Raw genomic sequence first — 18,765 nt, 5'->3', positions numbered from 1 at the left:
AAAATTTTTTATACAAACTAGCTCCAGTATTTTTGCTAAGTATAGTGAAAATAACACTAAGACTCAACATATATTTAAAAAATTAGGGGAAGCCGATGTATAAACTTTATCAAAAAAACGAGCTTAATTTTGCACTTTTCTGGATCCTTATTTATTGTTTGCTGGCTGCACCAATTATGGGGAAATTTGGGGATGCTAGTATCTTTATGTTTTTATTTCTTCTTGTGTTATCTATTATAATTACAACTTTTATCAAGAAATATAAGCTGGTTGAGAAATATGGTTTAGATAAGTATCCAAAAAATTCAAAAAGATATCTATATTTTCTTCCAGTCTGGATTCTTGCAACGGGGAATCTATGGGGTGGATTTAGCTTATCTTATACTGGACTTTCACAGCTATGGGCAGTGTTATCTATGATACTTATTGCTTATATTGAGGAAATTATTTTTCGTGGATTTCTTTTCAAGGCTTTGCAAGAAAAAAGTGGGCCTAAAAAAGCTATAGTTATAGTTGGCATAACTTTCGGTCTTGGTCATATTGTTAATCTTTTTGCAGGTCAAGCAAGTCTAGAAACCCTAGTTCAAATAATTTTTGCCATTGCTTGGGGATTTATTTTGGTTATTATTTTTTATAAAAGGAACAGCCTATTTCCTTGTATTATCGCCCATAGCCTAATAAATGCTTTTTCAAAATTTGGTGTAGAAAACCAAGTGACAAAATGGATCTATATTATTCTTACAATTATAGTGGCTATTTTCTATTGTTTATATTTATTGAAATTAGATAAGAAGGATGATTTGGATTAAAACTAAAATATTTTATAATACAGGAGATATAGATGAATCGTAGGAAATATTTGGAAATAAGAAGGATTGTCCTTATAATTATCTTTATAATTATCTTAATAATACTTGGAGTAATTGGGATAATTTCTTTTTATCTTATCTTAAAAAATGCTGATGGCTACTATCGAGAGGGCTTAATAGGATTAATATGTGACGCCATTTTACGAGTTTTTATTAGTTTGATTATTTGTACAACACTTTTTGCGACCTATTTTTTTAGGGAGAGGGATCGAGCAAGTATTATTTGGTGGATTTGTCTTGTCTTTTCTATTCTGGGTATTTATCTTTTATTAAAAGCACCAATACTAGATTTGGAATATCTTGACAATCCAAAATCCATAAAGCTAGATTATGTAAGCTTTGAGGGAGATTATAACAATGAATATTCTGTAAAGTATCATTTGATTGGATATACAAAAAATGGCGAGATAAAAATCTTTGATATTAATGGAGAAACATACGATAGAGAAAAGGAAAAGTGGGGACCTTATGATAATGTTTTGGCTGATATAAAATATTTACCCCATACAGAAGTTTTAATTAAACTTGAAACGGAAAAAGGGGAATCTTAGTAGAATTATTATAATTAAAAACTTTATACATTCCTAATATTATTCTTACATAAAAAATAGAATCTGCTTCTATTATAAAATTATAAGAAAAATGGGGTGTTTTTATGAAAAATCTAGTAAAGTCGTTTGTAGATTCATTAATATTCAGTTTAGTTTTTATTATTATCTTTGGACCAGTTAGTTTGGCGAGTAAAGCACAAAAATATTTACCATCTGGAATAAAATACGAAGATTTGCCACAAGAGATAGAAAGTTATTTAGGCAATAATAAGGATACAACTTATGGTCTAAATGTGATTGTGTACGACAGGAATCAAATTATTTTGGATATTTGGATAAGGAAGCTGGACTTAAGGCTGATTTTGATTCTGTTTACGAGTGGGGATCAATTTCTAAACTATTAGTTTGGGTTTCTATTATGTAGCTTTATGAAGCTGATAAAATTGAGTTAAATAGGGATATAAGGTAGTATTTACCAGATGATTTCCTCAATAATCTAAGTTATGACAAGCCAATTACTATTTTAGATCTAATGAATCATAAGGCGGGTCTCCAAGATACATATTTTATCCAAACTACAGATCCTTCGGAAATAAAAAGCCTTGATGATACTCTTAGCACTAATCAACCCAGGTAAATCTATGAGCCAGTCCAACATACAGGATATTCGAATTGGGCAGCGGCTCTTGGAGCTTTTATAGTCGAGAGAGTTTCAGGTATGGATTATGTAGATTATGTTCATGAAAATATTTTTAGACCTCTAAAGATGGACCATAGCTCAATAAGTCCTGTATTTGATGATAATGAGTGGGTTAAAAATCAAAGACTTAAGCTTAAATGTTATGACACAAAGGGAGAAAAAATTGAAGGACCTGGAATATATTATATTCATCTTTATCCTGCTGGCAGTGCAATGGGCACAATAGGCGATTTGGCAAAATTAGCTCGTGCTCTTACTTCTGGTGATAATAATTTTTCTCCACTTTTTAAAAATCAAAGCACTCTAAAAAAGATTTACACTCCTACAAGTTTTTACGGACCAACAGAGATTCCTAAAAATTTCTATGGTTTTTTTGCAAGTGAGTATGGCCTTAAAACTATTGGCCATGGGGGTAATACTTTTGATTGCTCAGCTATGTTGCAATTTGATCCTATTAGTGGGGTTGTAATGGTTCTTATGACTAATCAAGCCCATGAAACTATTTATAATTACGATATGTATGAATTAATTTTTGATAAATTTAAAGATTCTGACTTAACTAAAATTAAAATGGATGTTCCCTAAAGGTCTTCTTTTAAATACTCGTGGGATAATGACAGGACCACTAAAATTTATTAGTGCTTTGGGAGTAACTTCCTATGGAGAAGAAGATTTGGAAAATTGGTGGTATGAAGAAAATGAGATAGTTGAGATCCAATTTTCAGATTTTCTTATATCTACACCTAAGGCTCTTACAAATATTTTATTTATGGTGTTTTTTATTCTTGCTGGCATATATGGTTTGGTGAAGGTTATTCTAGGGGCTTGATTAAAGAGAAGATAAAAAATAAGAGAAATTTAAAGAATCTTGCGCAGATTCGTAAGGATTCATATTTTATTTTTGTTTTGATGTCAATATCATTTATTAATTTGCTAATTATTTTTTTTTAGACTTAGCCATGGCTATGGTACTGGAAATATTGGAATCAGGGCTTCATACATGGTTCAAAGTGCAATATTTTTACCTCTAATTCTTTTAATGGCATATTTTGTTTTTAATGGATTTAGAAAATATTATAACAAGGCTAGTGAGAAAGAAAAATATAAGTTTTTTATAAATAGTCTTCTTGCTATGACTCAGATTCTAGTAATACTTAGTTTTGAAATGTATAGGTTTTGGGAAATTTAAAATACTATGAAAAAATTTTTGAAAATAATTTTGTCTATTTTGCTTATATCAATATTTTTGATTTTGGGACTACAATTTTGGGGAAGTGTTTTAATAAATCAAGGCCAAAGGGTGGAATAAATGAGTCGATGTATGTTGAAATTAACGGAACAAAGTAGTGGATAAACATTTATGGTGAAGATATAAATAATCCAGTTTTACTTTATTTGCACGGAGGGCCTGGCTCAGCTACTAGTGAAATTGATTATGCTTTCACAAGAAAATGGGCGGATATTTTCACAGTTGTGACTTGGGATCAGAGAAATTGTGGAAAAAGTTATGATAAAAATCAAAATAATATAAAGCTAACGAGAGAGACTTTATGGAAAATGGCAAAGAAATGACTGAATTTCTAAGAAAATATCTGGGAGTTGATAAAATAAGTATTCTGGGTCATTCTTGGGGGTCATTATATGGGGCAAATCTCGTCCAAGCCTATCCTAATTATTATAATTTATATATTGGCACTGGCCAAATAGTTGATATTGTAGAAAATGAAAAGGCCTTTAAAGAAGAGGTGATAAAATGGGCGGCAAATAACCATGGAGATATGAACCTATTAGAAACTTACAATCCTGAAGAAATCAACTTGAAAAATATCAAAATAAAAAATATAATTTTAAATAAATATGGATACGATATGATGAAAGATGGTTCAGATTATAATCTTTTTACAACTCTTTTATTCAATCCGAATTACTCAATAAAAGATTGGGCTGCTTATTTTGGCAGAGACATTAAAGTATATTTTGATTTTTATAGGTCAGATGAATTTAAGGATTTTTCCATAAAAGGAAAGTACACTTATCAAGTTCCATATATAAATATTAATGGTGATATGGATTATCAGGCTAATTACAAACTAGCGAGAGAATATTTTGATGAGCTAGAGGCGCCAGAAAAATAATTGTATCTTATGGAGAATACCAGTCATGGACTTATGGAGTCAAAGTCTGAAGAGTTTTCAGATTTAATCCATAAAATTTATTTAAAATATAATAAGTATCTTAAATAAATTTATTAAATTTAATCGTAAGTTGAAGCGATGATAAAATTTAATATTTGTTTTTTCAATAATAGCAGAGTCTTTTAAGATTATTAGGTCTTTTAAGACTCTTTTTCATAGGTTTTAAAATTGAATTCCTAGATAATGTGAATTTTTTCTTACAACTACAATCAAATGATAATTATTATCAAAAAATAATTGACAAAAATAAAAGCTGGGGCTATACTATAAATAGTTAGGTATGCCTAACTTTTAATTAGAATTAATTTATTGGAGGAAATATGAAAATTAAAAAAATATTAATGGTCCTTGCAATGCTTATCATTGCTAGTTCCTGTTCAAAAAACGAAAAGAATACAGAATCAGAAGGTGCTAATCAAGATGGTGGCAAGAAGGTGGTTACAGTTACAACTTCTTTTTTGTATGACATGGTTGATAACTTGGTTGGGGATAAGGTTGACAAGGAATTAATTATTCCTGCTGGCGAAGACCCACACCTTTATACTGCAAAACCACAAGATTTGGAAAAGATTAAAAAGGCTGATCTTCTTTTATACCACGGTCTTCACTTTGAGGGCAAGATGGTTGATGTTTTAGAGAAGAGGGGTTCTGCAGTTTCTAGAACTTTCAAAAAAGAAGATATTGGTGAAATGGAAGAGGGTGGAAAGGTTGTTGTTGACCCACACTTTTGGTTTTCTATAAAACTTTACAAGGAAGCCACAAAAAATGCTGCTGAAGATTTAGAAAAACTTCTTCCTGAAGAAAAAGAAAATATAGAGAAAAATCTAGAAGATTATCTTGCAAAGCTTGATGAACTTGATAAGGAAAATAAGGAAAAAATAAACTCAATTCCAGAAGCTAGCAGATATTTGATTACTCCTCACGATGCTTTTAATTATTTTTCAAGAGCTTACAACATTCCTGTAAAGGCTCCACAAGGTGTGTCTACAGACAGCGAAGTTGCAAATAAGGATATTGAAGATACTGTAAACTTTATTGTTGAAAACAAAATCAAGGCGATTTTTGCAGAGTCAACAACTGACCCAATGAGGATGGAAAAATTAAAGGAAGCTGTAAAGGCTAAGGGCTTTGATGTAAAAGTTGTGTCAGGTGAGGGCAAAGAACTTTTCTCAGATTCTCTTGCACCAGTAGGCCAAGCTGGCGACACATATATTGACATGTACAAGCATAATGTTGATTTAATAGTAGAAAACTTGAAATAGGTGGAATTTTGAAGGATGTAATCATAAAAGTAGAGGATATGACAATAGCTTATGCTGATAAGCCGGTCCTCTGGGATAATGATATAGATATAATAAACAATTCAATAACTGCGATTATCGGCCCTAATGGGGCGGGCAAATCAACCTTGATCAAGGGAATCCTTAATTTACAGAAAAAATTATCAGGATCTGTTACTATCATGGGCAAGTCCTTTGAAGAGGTTAAGAAAAAAATTGCCTATATACCACAAACTGCTTCAGTAAATTGGGATTTCCCAACTACAGTATTAGACGTTGTTCTAATGGGCAGGTATGTTCACCTTGGTTGGCTCAAAAGACCGACTAAGGAAGACTACGGTCTTGCTAGAAAAGCCTTAAAAAAAATTGGCATGGAAGACTTTGAAGATAGGCAAATTTCAGAACTCTCAGGTGGCCAAAGGCAAAGAGTTTTTATAGCAAGGGCCATTTGCCAAGATGCAGAAATATATTTTATGGACGAGCCTCTCGCAGGTGTGGATAAGGTGACAGAAAAAATTATTTTTGATTTTATGAAGGATTCTCAAAATAAGGGAAAAACTTCCATAGTTGTCCACCATGACCTTAATACTATAGAAAAATATTTTGACCATATAGTGATTTTAAATAAAAAAGTCATTGCCCAAGGTCCTGTTAGCGAGGCTTTCACAAAAGAAAATGTAGACAAGGCTTTTGTGAGGTAAGTTTATGGATATTTTTAGAAATTATTCTTTCATAATAGTGGCTCTTGGTACGGTAATTCTTGCTATGGCTACTGGTATAATTGGATCTATAAGCGTTTTAAAGGGTAAGTCCTTGATAGGAGATGCCATTGGTCACTCTACTTATCCTGGAATTGTTATCGCCTTTATGCTATCAATGGAAAAATCTCCCCTTGTTCTTTTGCTTGGAGCGGCTATTGCTGGAGCTATTTCATTTTTCCTGATAGATATGATAGCAAATAACTCAAAAATAGACCTCGATGCGACATTAGCTATCGTATTATCGAGCTTTTTTGGACTAGGTATGGTTTTAAAATCCTATATCCAAGGTAATCCTACTTATGCATGTGTTTCTCAATCTGGCCTAAAAAACTATATTTTCGGTCAGGCCTCATATATTATGAAAAATGATGTTAAGATAATTTTTATTGTATCAATTTTTTCAATATTGCTTTTATTAACTTTTTATAAAGAAATAAAGGTCTATGTATTTGATGAAGTCTATGCAAAAACAATCGGCATAAAACCTAGCATAATGAACACAGTAATACTCCTTGCAACCATGCTTTTAATCACAACTGGCCTTAAGCTTGTTGGGGCGATTTTGATTTCATCCATGCTCATAGTGCCAGCAATTACAGCCCTTCAATGGACTGATAAATTCAATGTAATGCTAATAATTGCAGGGCTTTGCGGTGGGGTATCAGCTTTTATCGGCACCTATATATCCACAGCTTATGACGGGATGAGTACGGGATCTACAATTATTTTGATAATGAGCTTTATTTCCCTTATCTCCATGTTAATCGGACCTAGGGGGATTAGAAAACAGCTTGGGAGGAAAAAATATGCTTGATTTTTTAAGGTATTCTTTTGTATCTAATTATCAAACCTTGTTGGTTCTTCTCGTCACAGCTATAGCTTGTTCTTTAATTGGAGTTTTCCTAGTTTTAAGAAGACTTTCAATGCTAGCAGATGCAATTAGCCACTCAATCCTTTTGGGAATTGTATTAGCCTATTTCATAGTTAAGGATATCACTTCGGTCTACTTGGTATTTGGAGCGGCGATATTTGGGATAATAACTGTGTTATCCATAGAATCTTTATCCAAAACCAAACTTGTAAAAAATGATGATGCAGTTGGAATTGTTTTTCCAATGTTTTTTGCTCTGGCAGTTATACTCATTACAAAATATGCGAGAAATGTCCACCTAGATGTGGATGTTGTCTTAATGGGTGAAGTAATTATGGCGCCTTTAAATACTATGAATTTCTTAGGCTACGAAATACCAAAATCCCTCTTGCAAATGTCTGTGATTGGGCTTATAAATTTAAGTTTTATAGTCGTATTTTTTAAAGAACTAAAACTAACTACTTTTGATCCGGAATTTGCAAAGATTGCAGGATTTTCAGAAGTGCTATTATTTTATGGTCTAATGACCTTAACATCATTTACGACAGTGGTTGCCTTTGAGGCAGTAGGGGCAATTTTAGTAATCTCCTTTTTGATTGCTCCGGCAGCGAGTGCATATCTTATAAGCAAAAATCTCAGAACTATGATAATAATTTCAGTTATATATGCTATAATAAATTCTATACTTGGATTTGTCTTAGCTATGTACTATAATTTGTCAATGTCAGGTATGTCTGCAACTATGGCTGGCATAAGTTTCCTAATTACATTTTTATTTAATAAAAATGGATTTTTGATGAAAATCTTAACTCGAAAGAAAAATCATAGGGAATTTAAAAAAGACGTATTTTTGATGCACGTTGGCAACCACCAAGCCCAAGAAGATGCTAGCGAAGAGTTAGGCTTATCAACAATTTATAGGCACTTATCATGGAAAAAAGAAGATATTGAAAAATATAGTCAAATCCTTATTTCTGAAAATAAGATTGAGGTTGATGGAGGTATTTATAAACTAACTGAAAAGGGTAGAATCTTATATGTAAGTTTAATAAAAGATTACGGACTATGAGGTAAGCGATGAACTCTATCAGACAAGACTACATTCAAGCTATATACAGGCTTTCAAAAGATAAGGGCTATACTAGCAATAAAAATATATCTGATTATTTTTCTATAAGTAGACCATCTGTTAGCGAAATGATCAAAAAGCTAGTGGATGATGGCCTAGTAATTCAAGAAAAAAACAAGATTCACCTAAGCGATTTGGGAGATAGGGAAGCCAAGGAGATTCTTTCTAAACACAGGATTTGGGAATGTTTCCTTGTGGATGCACTTGGGCTTAGTGGAGAAATTGTCCATGACCAATCGGATTTGCTAGAACATGTGACAAGTGAAGAGATGTTTGCAGCTTTAAATAAGTTTCTAGCTTATCCAACAATATCTCCAAAAGGGAAAAGAATTTATACTAACGAAAATAAGTAAAAATTAAAAGAAAAAGCCAAGTTCAAATTCAAATGGGAATTAAATTCTCCTAAGATTTTGACTTGGCTTTTTCTTTTGACTTTTTTATTTACTTTCATCTCCCAAATTTCTTAATTTATCAACTTGTTCTTCTTGTCCCAGGACTATTAAAACGTCACCTATTTTAAAAGTGTAGGACCCGTGAGGGTTGAAAATCATTTTTCCATCTTCAAATTTTTTGATAGCTAGGACTATTAGGCCAGTTTTGTTTGGGATTTGTGCTTCTATTAGGTTTTTATTTTCTAGGTAGGAACCACTCCTGACTATAACTTCCTCAAGGTCAAGCTCAACATCACCGACTTTTGTGACTACATCTAAGAACGAAATAATATTTGGTTTGATCACGAGAGATGCCATTCTTTTGCCGCTAATTTCTGTGGCTGATAATGTCTTATTAGCCCCAACTTTCATTAGCTTATCACTGCCTGACTTTGTTATAGCGTTTGATATAATATATATTTCCTTATTCATATTCCTTGCGGTTAGGACTGTAACAATATTATCGACTTCTGTATCAAGGGTAGAAATCAGACCCTTGGCTTTCATGATTCCAGCGTGGTCGAGGACATTTTCTTCTGTGGATTGTCCTTCAATAACTAAAATATCATGATGACTATAATCGTCTAAATCTTCACGATTATTTGTAATAACAACAAAGTCTAACTTTTCTTTTATAAATTTATCTATAATGACTTCTGCAAGCTCTCCTGAACCACAAATTATGTAATGATCATTTAGAGCCGAAATTTTTTTATCCATCTTACTTCCCTTCCATAAGTCGCCAAGTTTTCCTTCTACAAACATCGCCACAACAGACGTAAAGGTGTAACCAACTATACCTACACCTAAAAAAATCATAAAAATAGAAAAAAGTTCTGATGCATCGCTAGTTGTGCCTACTTCGCCAAAACCAACTGTAGATATGGTTATTACAGTCATGTAGAGGGCATCAACAAAGTCTACTTTTAGTAAGACCATATAGCCAAGGACACCTATAACCAGCAAAAATATAAAGGCACCGATAATTAATTTGAGTTTTCTTTTTTCTTCCATACCCAGCTCCTTCTTGACTTGATTATAATATATTTTGAAAGAAAAAGCTATACCTACTTTTTTGATAGGGTATAATTTATATATATTTAGGAGGTCAGGTTATGGAAAAAATAAAAAAAATGTTGCCCTACTTATTGATAAATATTGGAATGTTTTATCTATTGCCAACCCTTATGATAGATACTGGATCTGCTATGATAATCTTGTTAATCTTGATGCCTTTAGGTTGTTTTTTAACATCCTTAGCTTATGGCGTGAAAAATTCATTTTCTTGGCTTTATCCAATTTTTGTGATGCTTGTTTTTATCCCATCGATATTTATTTTTTATAACGAAAGTGCTTTTGTTTATGTTTTTGCCTATGGGGTTATATCCCTTGTTGGATCTTTTTTGGGAGCTAGCTTTAATAGGAAGATTTAGAGGTTTTTTGGGAAAAATTATAAAGGAGTATATTTTGAAAGTTAAAAAGAGAACTTTATTATTAATTGCAGGCATAGTGTGGTTAATTGCGGGCTTTAATGTGGCAAGACTTGGGACTTTATCTTTTGGTTTGATTGATAAAAATTGGTATTTGTATGCCCTTACTATTTTGATTTTCATAATTTTTGGAACTATGTTTTATAAGATGAGCGAAAAACACACAAAAAGAATTTTAGCCTATGAAGATAAAAGGCCATTTTGGAATTTTTTTGATGCCAAATCTTACTTGATTATGGTCTTTATGATGTCTATGGGTATAGGACTTCGTGCAAGTGGTAAAATACCTGAATTTTTCATTGCCTTTTTCTACACAGGACTTGGCTTTGCTCTATTACTTGCTGGCATAATTTTCATTTATAATTATATTTTTATTAAAAATCTAAATTATAGGAACAAGATATGAAATATCTTACAGTAAGGGAGAGCGAATCGGGACTTTTCTTAGATGATGACCAAGAACAGGCCTTTGGGATAAGATAAATGAATATAGAAAAAACCAGACAATTTTATAAAGATTATGATGACTTATGTGATTGCGCTTATTGCAAAAATTATATAAAAGAGATTAGGAAGGCCTATCCAGACTTGGCAGATTACTTAGATAAGATAGGAGTTGATATAGAAAAGCCTTTTGAAGCCATGCCAGGAGAGCCAAGTGGGGGCTATATTGAATATTTGGGAGCCCAGTATATTATTATTGGAAATAAGGATGATTTTAGAAAAGTAAAGCTAGGAGAACTAACAATTGACCTTGCAGAATCTTTCCCAGATACTGGCCTAGCTGTCAATCATTTTGTAATAGAAATTTATCCAATAAAATTAAAGTGGACAATAGAAGGTGAAATATGAATAAATTTATTAAAGAATTTTCAGAAATTAAAGGTCAATATGTTGATGAAATACCAGGCCAAGCACGTTTTGGATACGCTCTATCCGATATGGATGATTTTTTTGAGATAGAAGACATAATTAAATACGACGGATCCTATAAGGGATCTGTGATAAGATTTTATGACTATCAAACAAGAAAAGTTTCACTTCTATTTGAACAAAAAGAAAATGTAAGCTATGGAAGGCCGATATTTATTGACGGGATTTTTTATATTTTGCAAGTAGACTTTAATGAGGGTCTTGCAAATATTTATAAGTATTATCCAGGTGAAATTTTAGAAAAAATTATCGACTACAAGATAAAAGACCTATCCACCTATAATCTCGAGCTTATCGGATCTGACCTCCACCTAATAAGCCAAGATTCTGAGAACTTAGAAATTTACTATCCTTACAGGAAAACAATAAAACTTGCTGGAAGCGAATCGGTACTTTTGATAGACGATGGTAAGGTCTATATCAATCGTTGGATAGAAGAAGGCTGGGATGATGAAAAGGATAGTGCAGGAGAAGACTATTCTTATTATGATAAGTTAATTGTTAAAGACTTGGATTCAAATATTATCGAAGAAAGGATTGGTAACCTCTACCAAAGACATGACGGAACTTGGTGGCTTGCATAGAAAAATGGTAAACCTAGATATATTCTTAATCGATTATGAAATAGTGAAGGCAAATCACAAATGGTGGCTTGACATATTAGAAATTTTCTTAAAGCCAGGATTAAGAGTCAAAGCAAGTATTGATCGAAATCAGACTGATATTTTAGAAAAACTTTCTACTTATTATAATGACCTTAAAATCGCTAAAGAAAAAAATCAAATATATTTTGAAGGCATCTTAAATAGGGAAATGATAAAAGATTTTAAGGAGTCTTATAAAGTAAAAAATGACGATGGTATGGATTATTATAGTCCATTCATTAGGCTTGAAATTGGGGATAATTATTGCAGTGCCCATTATGGGAGAGAAGTTTATCTGACAAACCTTAGTGAAGTCGAATTAGGTGATGTTTTAAAAGTTCTTAATCCTTTAAGGGAATCTTTTAAAATAGATATTAGTTAAGGAGAAGAAATGATTTTATATTTTTCTGCTACAGGTAATAGTGAATTTTTGGCTAAATCTCTTGGTGATGAGCTTGGGGATGAAGTTGTGGACTTATTTTCCTATATAAAAGAAGGTAGATCTGGTGTTTTTGAATCTGATAGTCCATTTGTCCTAGTTTGTCCGACCTATTCTTGGAGAGTCCCTTTATTTTTATCAAAATATTTGTTAACTTGTGATTTTAAGGGGAGCAGGGATTTTTATGTGGTGATGGATTATGGAGATTCTTGTGGCAATGCCTATTATTACATAAAAGAAGATTTACATAAGCTAGACCTTAATTTTAAGGGGCTTTATGGGGTCAAAATGCCTGAAAATTATATTATGCTTTTTGATCTTGATAGTCCTGAAACAAATAAGAAAATAATCGCAGGGGCTAAAAATGAGATAGGAAATATTGTAAGTTACATAAAAAATATGGAAAATTTTCCTGAAAAGAAAGTTGGTATAGTCGGTAAATTTCAATCAGCAGTCATTAATCCTATATTTTTTAAATTTATAGCCAAGGACAAGAAATTTTATGCGACCGATAAATGTATTTCATGTGGACTTTGCGAGAAAGTTTGCGTATTAAATAATATTACTTATAAGAAAGCTAGGCCTGTATGGAATGGCAACTGTACCCATTGTTCAGCATGCATTTCAAAATGTCCTGTTTCTGCTATTGAATATGGCAAGAAGACCCAAGGCAAAGATCCTTATCTTTTGTCAAAAATATTAGAAGATTGAATAGTCTTTTTATTTATTATTAATTTGTCAAAAAAATACCAAAATTTCTAAGTGTAAGATTGATTTGTGAATAAGTGGGTAAAAATATTTCGTAGCGGTGAATTACAAACTTATTAATATATTTTGCCTACTGACAAAACTAAATAAACTAATCAAGGAGTATATATGAAATTATTTGATTTTACAGATAAAGAACAAGATGCTATTAAAAAAGGACTTTCAACTGCAGAAATTACTGATAAGGAAGCTGGCCAAAAGATCTTAGACCTAGTGCCAGAAGAATGGATTAAAAAAATTCCATTTTTTGTTAGAAGCCATTCTACAACAAAAACAATTGAAAGAATTGCAAATGATTATCCAGAACTCTTTGAAGTAGCCAAAAGGCCAGGAGACCTTCCTGAAAAAGAGCGTGAAGAGTTAAGAAAAATCATCACAGATATTTTTAAAGAGAAAATGGAAAAACACAATATAAAATGATAAGCGAGCAGACTGAGGTTTTCCTTAGTTTGCTTTTATAATGAAATAATTTTAAACGAAAGTTTTTTTATAAGAAGAATAGGGTAGGAATATAGAAGAATGGAAAGAAAGGATTTTTTATGAGAAAAGAAATTAAAAGAGAATGGGATTTTGAACTTTATTTTAAACCAGATTGTCCATTTTGCCTTAAAGTTTTAAATTTCTTTAAGGAAAATGACATAATAAAATTTCCGTCATACAATACCGAAGATGTGAATTCTGGCTATGAAAACCAGGATAAGCTAATTGCAGTAGGCGGCAAGGTCCAAGTTCCTTGTATGGTTATAGATGGTAAGGCCATGTATGAATCAGACGATATCATTGCCTACGCAAAAGAAAATTTCCTTGAAAAAGCTAAGGAAAACAAGGCTAAGAGAGAAGAAGTTTTAAAAAGCGAATAAAAAATGATGAGCTGGTGAGAATTTCTCCTGGCTCATCATTTTTTTTATTTTTTTTAGTTTTTGGATTCTTCTATTTTTACCTTTTTGCCATTAATCTTTTTATTATCAAGACCTCTTATACAATCGTAGACTACGCTTTTTTCTACATCTACAAAGCTATAGGATTTTTGAATCCTGATTTGACCGATTTTTTTATTTGGAACATGGGCGAGCCTGTTTAATGCTTTTATTATCTTATCCTTGGTGAAATTATCCATCTTACCCCTGTTTAAAAAGAGGGTTGTCATGTTTTCGTCTTTATATTTGTTAGATTTTTTCTTAGAGGATTTGGGTTTTTCCTTTGGTGTGTCAACGCCAGCTATTTTTTCATGGTGGTCTAGATTGTCTTTATTTAGCCTATCTGACAAGAGGACTTGGGAAATAACAAAGGGATCGTAGCCTTTTTCCATCAACCTAATGAGGATTGATTTTTCTTTCTCAAGGCTAGTATAATTTTCAAGTTTCTCAATAATATCTTCAACCACAGCTATCTCTTGGTTTCTATCTATTTGGACTAGGCTTGGGATTTGCGCTTGTTTTATTGTAGCCTTGGTGTATTTCTCGATAGCCTTAAGCCTTTCATTATCTCTACCAGAAATAAGGGAATAGGAAAGACCGCTCCTACCAGCACGAGCAGTCCTTCCTATCCTATGAACGTAATATTCATCAAGCTGAGGTAGGTCATAATTAATTACCATATCAACATCATCTACATCAAGTCCTCTTGCTGCCACATCCGTTGCCACAAGAATATTTATGGCATTATTTCTAAATTTTTTCATAACAATATCTCTTTGAGACTGTTTGAGATCACCGTGAAGTCCATCAACGAGGTAGGCTTTCTTGCTAAGGGATTCTACAAGTCTGTCAACTTTTCTTTTGGTATTGCAGAAAATAATAGCAAGCCTTGGCTTATTGATTTCTAAAAGTCTTCTAAGGGTTTCTTCTTTATCGGCTTCCTTTAATTTTATAAAATGTTGGTCAATTTTATTTACGGTAAGTTCTTCTGCCTTAATCTTTACTGTAACAGGATTTGTCTGATAAATTTTAGAAAATTCAGTAATTTCCTTACCCATAGTTGCCGAGAAAAAGCAGGTTTGTCTATCTTCGTTTGTGGCATCAAGGATAAATTTCATGTCATCCCTAAAGCCCATGTCAAACATCTCATCAGCTTCATCAAGGACTACTATCTTGAGATCATCTAACTTTAATACCTTTCTTCTCATAAGGTCCATAAGCCTGCCTGGTGTGCCGACAACTATTTCTATACCTTTTTTTAAGGTTTTTATTTGCTTTACAATCTGTGTTCCGCCATAGACAGAAAGGATCTTTATGCCTGTTTTATATTTTGCAAGATTTCCTATTTCTTTTGCTACTTGGATACAAAGTTCCCTTGTAGGGCAAAGAACAAGGGCCTGGGTGATTCCATTTGCATCGATTTTTTCAATAATTGGTATAGCAAAAGCAGCAGTTTTGCCTGTGCCTGTTTGAGCCTGACCGATCAGATCTCTTCCTTCTAGGAGTGGAGGGATGGTTTCTTCTTGGATTGGTGATGGGGACTTAAATCCCATATCTGCTATTGCTTTTAATATTTCTTCTGATATATATAATTCTTTAAATTCCATTAATATTCCTTTACTCTTTCAACAAAAAAAGCAGTCGTCATCAGACAACTGCCAAATACTTTTATTATTATACCAGCAATTTTTAAAATAGCTCATTATGCAAAAATTAATTGTACTTAGTTTATTTAAATTTTATAGGATTAGCGTAAACTTTAATCTCTTCGCCAGCTATTTCTATGGATTTGATCGAATTTCTAATTATTGAGTTTTTATTGTCAATCAAGGCCTCCTTAAGGTCTAGGACTGGTTCTACACAGCAATCTGCGTCTTTAAAGATTTGGGTCCATTCATCCCTAGTTTTTTCCTTAAAAATTTTCCTTAAGACTTCCTTCTTTTCCTTAAAGTCAGGGCATACACAACCAGCTTCTATCCATTCTTCCTTGCCGATAATTTTACAAAATCTCTCAAAAAACTTCTCTTCAAGCGCTCCAAAGCTTAGGTATTTATTATCCTTGGTTTGGTAAAAATCATAGAGAGATCCACCGTTTAAGAAATCTTTTTCTCTTTCTGGGTTTATTCCATCCATCATAGCACCAGCACCAGCCATGGCATTAAAAGGAATTACGCTATCCAAAATTGAAACATCAATGTAAGTTCCCTTGCCTGTTGAGTTTCTCTTATTTAGGGCAGCAAGGATTCCTATAACAGAATTTTGGGCAGAGGCAATGTCAGCAATTTGCATGCCATAGAGAACAGGTCCAGTTTCTTTCCTGCCAGAATAGCTCATAAGACCTGAAAGGGCGAGGTAATTTATATCGTGGCCTGCCTTGTCCTTGTATGGACCATCTTGACCGTAGCCTGTAAGACTTAAGTAGATTATATCATCTTGAATTTCTTTTACGTCTTCATAAGCAAGGCCAAATTTAGCCATAACTCCAGGCCTAAATTGTTCAATTATGCAATTATAGCCTTCTTCTTTGATGAGTCTTTCAATTTCTTTCTTGCCTGCTTCTTCTTTAAGGTTTATGAAAATTTCTTTTTTCTTGTTGTTTAGCCATGCTCTATTGGCTGAAAGGCCATTTTGTGTTTTTGGTTTGGAATCCAAAACTAAGTCCTTTCTGCCTGGTGCAGAAATTTTTAAAACATGAGCTCCCATTTCTGCGAGCATCCAAGTTGCGTATGGGCCCGGAAGTAGGGTAGTAAAATCAAGTATCTTTAAATTTTCTAATAAATTCATAATATCCTCTTTTCTTTATATTAATAATTTACCCATTAGTTTCATATTTAAAATCTGGTAAAATATTATTAGGAGATTGACTCATTTTTGGAGGATTTATGGAGTACTTAATAATTTTAATGTTCTTAGCCTTTGCTATTTATAACCTAAGAGAAAGTAAGGGAAAGGAAATCAGAATAGATATAAGTTCTATTTATAAAATTATATTGGTCGCTGCTGGGATTTTGTACTCAGTCTTAGCTTATAAAATAGGAGGGGAAATAGAGTCAGGTATTGCAGCAATTTTTGCTTTGTTTTACCTTTGCACAACAATTTATTGTCAAGGAATTGGGGAAGATGGATTTTATGTTTTACTAGGAAAATCAACTATTAGGAAAATTGCTTTTTCTAATATAAAAAATATTAAGGTCGATAAGGAAAATTATAAGCTTGAAATTTATGCAGATTCAACAATTTATAAGCAAAAATATAAGAAAGAAGATTTCCCACAAGTACTTAAAATCATTGAGAATTTAAAATAAAAAATCGCCCCAGTTGGAGCGATTTTTTTAGTAGGTAAAAATACCTGTTGATATTAAAAATAGGATAAACATGATGACTGGCAAAAAGTACTTGGTCATTATTACATAAAGACCTTTTCTAGTAAATTTCTTTCCGCCATATTCGACTTCATCAATAATCCATTCTGGCTTCATTACCCAACCAATAAATATTGAAGATAGGAATGCGATTAGAGGCATCATGAAACTATTTGAAATATAGTCCATTATGTCAAGAAGCTGGCCTGTTGATCCGTTTGGTAGGGATATTTCTACATAAAATTTGCTATAGCCAAGGGCAATTACAGCTGTGGCTATTAGATAAACAACAGAAAGTACAAGAGTAGTTGACTTTCTTCTTGTATTTAAGATTTCTGTTGTGTTTGCAACGATTGACTCAAGCACTGATATGCAAGATGTAAGGGCTGCAAAGGCCGCGAGTATGAAAAATACTAAGCCTATGATTCTGCCAGCAGTTCCCATCTGGAAAAATACCTTAGGTAGGGAAATAAACATAAGTCCTGGTCCTGCGGACATACCTTCAACGCCTAAAAATACGTATACAGCAGGAATAATCATAACACCAGCAAGCATGGCAACTGATGTATCCATGATTTCAATTACAGAAACAGACTTTGCTAGGTCAACTTCTTTTTTTACATAAGATCCATAGGTAATCATGATTCCCATAGATACTGAAAGTGAGAAAAATAGCTGGCTCATAGCATCAAGAGAGATTTGTAAAAATCTTTTTAAGGTCATGCCTGTAAAATCTGGTTTTAAATACACAGCGAGTCCTTCAAGACCAGTTCTAAGGTCGCCTGTATCTGTAGTTGATTTTAGGGTTAGAGAGAAAATCGCAATTCCTAATACCATTATCAAAAGAATTGGCATTATAATTTTAGAAACTCTTTCGATTCCTTTTTCAACACCACCAAAAACAATCACAGCTGTTAGAACCATGAAGGCTAATGACCAATAAACTGATGAGCTTGATGAAATGAAATTTGAAAAGCAAGCATCATCAGCCGCTAGTGTTAACTGGCCGGTTAAAAAATATTTTATGTAATTAAGTATCCAACCGCCAATTACTGCGTAGTAGGTCATGATAATTACTGGTACAAAAAATGTGAAAATTCCCAAAAATTCCCATTTTGACCTCATTGATTGGTAGGCATAGATTGCACTTTTTCCTGTTTTACGACCAATAGCAAGGTCTGTTGTTAGGAGGGCAAAACCTACTGTAAAAACCATAAGCAAATATATGATAAGGAAGACTCCGCCTCCATTTTTGGCCGCAAGATATGGGAAACGCCAAAGGTTACCTACACCGACTGCAGAACCAGCCGCTGCTAATATAAAACCAAGCTGGCCCGTAAATCCTTTATGTTCTTTCATAATAATTCCTCTTTCATTAATAAATTAATAAGTCTATCATACCATCAAAATTAATAATTAAAACTT

The 18,765-nt window shown here is 32.7% G+C and carries 24 protein-coding genes; 20 read left to right on the top strand and 4 right to left on the bottom strand.

What is annotated here, in order from left to right; all coding sequences use genetic code 11:
• Positions 1 to 95: 95 nt before the first annotated feature.
• The 11 genes from K8P03_RS09830 to K8P03_RS09780 all read left to right on the top strand — a co-directional run bounded on the left by K8P03_RS09830 (position 96) and on the right by K8P03_RS09780 (position 8,709).
• Entirely contained in the window at positions 96 to 809 is a 714-nt protein-coding gene (locus K8P03_RS09830; RefSeq protein WP_209772335.1) for a CPBP family intramembrane glutamic endopeptidase, read from the top strand.
• 32 nt (positions 810 to 841) lie between these two features.
• Positions 842 to 1,420, top strand: a complete 579-nt coding sequence (locus K8P03_RS09825) for a hypothetical protein (protein WP_223420505.1) — start codon at positions 842 to 844, stop codon at positions 1,418 to 1,420.
• 104 nt (positions 1,421 to 1,524) lie between these two features.
• Positions 1,525 to 1,824, top strand: coding sequence for a hypothetical protein (locus K8P03_RS09820; RefSeq protein WP_223420504.1), 300 nt, complete (start codon positions 1,525 to 1,527; stop codon positions 1,822 to 1,824).
• Positions 1,825 to 2,057: 233 nt separating this feature from the next.
• Positions 2,058 to 2,705, top strand: coding sequence for a serine hydrolase domain-containing protein (locus K8P03_RS09815; protein ID WP_223420708.1), 648 nt, complete (start codon positions 2,058 to 2,060; stop codon positions 2,703 to 2,705).
• 28 nt (positions 2,706 to 2,733) lie between these two features.
• Positions 2,734 to 2,949: a hypothetical protein gene (locus tag K8P03_RS09810; RefSeq protein ID WP_223420503.1), complete on the top strand. Its 216-nt coding sequence runs from the start codon at positions 2,734 to 2,736 to the stop codon at positions 2,947 to 2,949.
• A gap of 721 nt (positions 2,950 to 3,670) precedes the next feature.
• Positions 3,671 to 4,255 (top strand): alpha/beta hydrolase, encoded by a 585-nt coding sequence (locus K8P03_RS09805; protein WP_223420502.1) that lies wholly within the window; start codon positions 3,671 to 3,673, stop codon positions 4,253 to 4,255.
• 380 nt (positions 4,256 to 4,635) lie between these two features.
• Positions 4,636 to 5,577: a metal ABC transporter solute-binding protein, Zn/Mn family gene (locus K8P03_RS09800; RefSeq protein ID WP_223420501.1), complete on the top strand. Its 942-nt coding sequence runs from the start codon at positions 4,636 to 4,638 to the stop codon at positions 5,575 to 5,577.
• Positions 5,578 to 5,585: 8 nt separating this feature from the next.
• Positions 5,586 to 6,296: a metal ABC transporter ATP-binding protein gene (locus K8P03_RS09795; protein ID WP_317847376.1), complete on the top strand. Its 711-nt coding sequence runs from the start codon at positions 5,586 to 5,588 to the stop codon at positions 6,294 to 6,296.
• A gap of 4 nt (positions 6,297 to 6,300) precedes the next feature.
• Positions 6,301 to 7,170 (top strand): metal ABC transporter permease, encoded by an 870-nt coding sequence (locus K8P03_RS09790; protein ID WP_223420500.1) that lies wholly within the window; start codon positions 6,301 to 6,303, stop codon positions 7,168 to 7,170.
• Entirely contained in the window at positions 7,163 to 8,296 is a 1,134-nt protein-coding gene (locus K8P03_RS09785; RefSeq protein ID WP_223420499.1) for a metal ABC transporter permease, read from the top strand. The genes K8P03_RS09790 and K8P03_RS09785 overlap by 8 nt, the downstream gene beginning before the upstream one ends.
• A gap of 8 nt (positions 8,297 to 8,304) precedes the next feature.
• Entirely contained in the window at positions 8,305 to 8,709 is a 405-nt protein-coding gene (locus K8P03_RS09780) for a metal-dependent transcriptional regulator (RefSeq protein ID WP_223420498.1), read from the top strand.
• 84 nt (positions 8,710 to 8,793) lie between these two features.
• Here K8P03_RS09780 and K8P03_RS09775 read toward each other — a convergent pair whose 3' ends face one another.
• Positions 8,794 to 9,801 (bottom strand): potassium channel family protein, encoded by a 1,008-nt coding sequence (locus tag K8P03_RS09775; RefSeq protein ID WP_223420497.1) that lies wholly within the window; start codon positions 9,799 to 9,801, stop codon positions 8,794 to 8,796.
• A 101-nt stretch (positions 9,802 to 9,902) separates the two neighbouring features.
• On the opposite strand from K8P03_RS09775, the gene K8P03_RS09770 reads away from it, so the two are divergent.
• The 8 genes from K8P03_RS09770 to K8P03_RS09735 all read left to right on the top strand — a co-directional run bounded on the left by K8P03_RS09770 (position 9,903) and on the right by K8P03_RS09735 (position 13,921).
• Entirely contained in the window at positions 9,903 to 10,220 is a 318-nt protein-coding gene (locus K8P03_RS09770) for a hypothetical protein (protein ID WP_223420496.1), read from the top strand.
• A gap of 34 nt (positions 10,221 to 10,254) precedes the next feature.
• A complete protein-coding gene (locus K8P03_RS09765; protein WP_223420495.1) occupies positions 10,255 to 10,683 on the top strand; it encodes a hypothetical protein in 429 nt (142 codons plus the stop codon).
• Between the two features lie 77 nt (positions 10,684 to 10,760).
• Positions 10,761 to 11,129 (top strand): hypothetical protein, encoded by a 369-nt coding sequence (locus tag K8P03_RS09760; protein WP_223420494.1) that lies wholly within the window; start codon positions 10,761 to 10,763, stop codon positions 11,127 to 11,129.
• Positions 11,126 to 11,794 carry a hypothetical protein gene (locus K8P03_RS09755; protein ID WP_223420493.1) on the top strand — a complete coding sequence of 223 codons (669 nt, stop codon included), beginning with the start codon at positions 11,126 to 11,128 and terminating at the stop codon, positions 11,792 to 11,794. The genes K8P03_RS09760 and K8P03_RS09755 overlap by 4 nt, the downstream gene beginning before the upstream one ends.
• Before the next feature lie 4 nt (positions 11,795 to 11,798).
• Positions 11,799 to 12,236, top strand: coding sequence for a hypothetical protein (locus K8P03_RS09750; protein WP_223420492.1), 438 nt, complete (start codon positions 11,799 to 11,801; stop codon positions 12,234 to 12,236).
• Between the two features lie 9 nt (positions 12,237 to 12,245).
• Positions 12,246 to 13,004 (top strand): EFR1 family ferrodoxin, encoded by a 759-nt coding sequence (locus K8P03_RS09745; protein ID WP_223420491.1) that lies wholly within the window; start codon positions 12,246 to 12,248, stop codon positions 13,002 to 13,004.
• A 165-nt stretch (positions 13,005 to 13,169) separates the two neighbouring features.
• Positions 13,170 to 13,481, top strand: a complete 312-nt coding sequence (locus tag K8P03_RS09740) for a hypothetical protein (RefSeq protein WP_223420490.1) — start codon at positions 13,170 to 13,172, stop codon at positions 13,479 to 13,481.
• Between the two features lie 119 nt (positions 13,482 to 13,600).
• Positions 13,601 to 13,921, top strand: coding sequence for a glutaredoxin family protein (locus K8P03_RS09735; RefSeq protein ID WP_223420489.1), 321 nt, complete (start codon positions 13,601 to 13,603; stop codon positions 13,919 to 13,921).
• A 53-nt stretch (positions 13,922 to 13,974) separates the two neighbouring features.
• On the opposite strand, the gene K8P03_RS09730 is transcribed toward K8P03_RS09735, so the two are convergent.
• Positions 13,975 to 15,585, bottom strand: coding sequence for a DEAD/DEAH box helicase (locus K8P03_RS09730; protein WP_223420488.1), 1,611 nt, complete (start codon positions 15,583 to 15,585; stop codon positions 13,975 to 13,977).
• 121 nt (positions 15,586 to 15,706) lie between these two features.
• A complete protein-coding gene (locus K8P03_RS09725) occupies positions 15,707 to 16,762 on the bottom strand; it encodes a CaiB/BaiF CoA transferase family protein (RefSeq protein ID WP_223420487.1) in 1,056 nt (351 codons plus the stop codon).
• A gap of 98 nt (positions 16,763 to 16,860) precedes the next feature.
• Between K8P03_RS09725 and K8P03_RS09720 the strand changes: the two genes are divergently transcribed.
• Positions 16,861 to 17,283, top strand: a complete 423-nt coding sequence (locus tag K8P03_RS09720) for a hypothetical protein (RefSeq protein ID WP_223420486.1) — start codon at positions 16,861 to 16,863, stop codon at positions 17,281 to 17,283.
• A gap of 27 nt (positions 17,284 to 17,310) precedes the next feature.
• Here the strand turns inward: K8P03_RS09720 and K8P03_RS09715 are convergent, their stop codons facing one another.
• Positions 17,311 to 18,699 (bottom strand): sodium-dependent transporter, encoded by a 1,389-nt coding sequence (locus K8P03_RS09715; RefSeq protein WP_223420485.1) that lies wholly within the window; start codon positions 18,697 to 18,699, stop codon positions 17,311 to 17,313.
• Between the last annotated feature and the right edge of the window lie 66 nt (positions 18,700 to 18,765).

This window comes from Anaerococcus murdochii (assembly GCF_019957155.1).
Taxonomy (GTDB): domain Bacteria; phylum Bacillota; class Clostridia; order Tissierellales; family Peptoniphilaceae; genus Anaerococcus; species Anaerococcus murdochii.
Note: the sequence above shows the minus strand (reverse complement) of the source record. Positions and strands in the feature narration are given on the sequence as shown.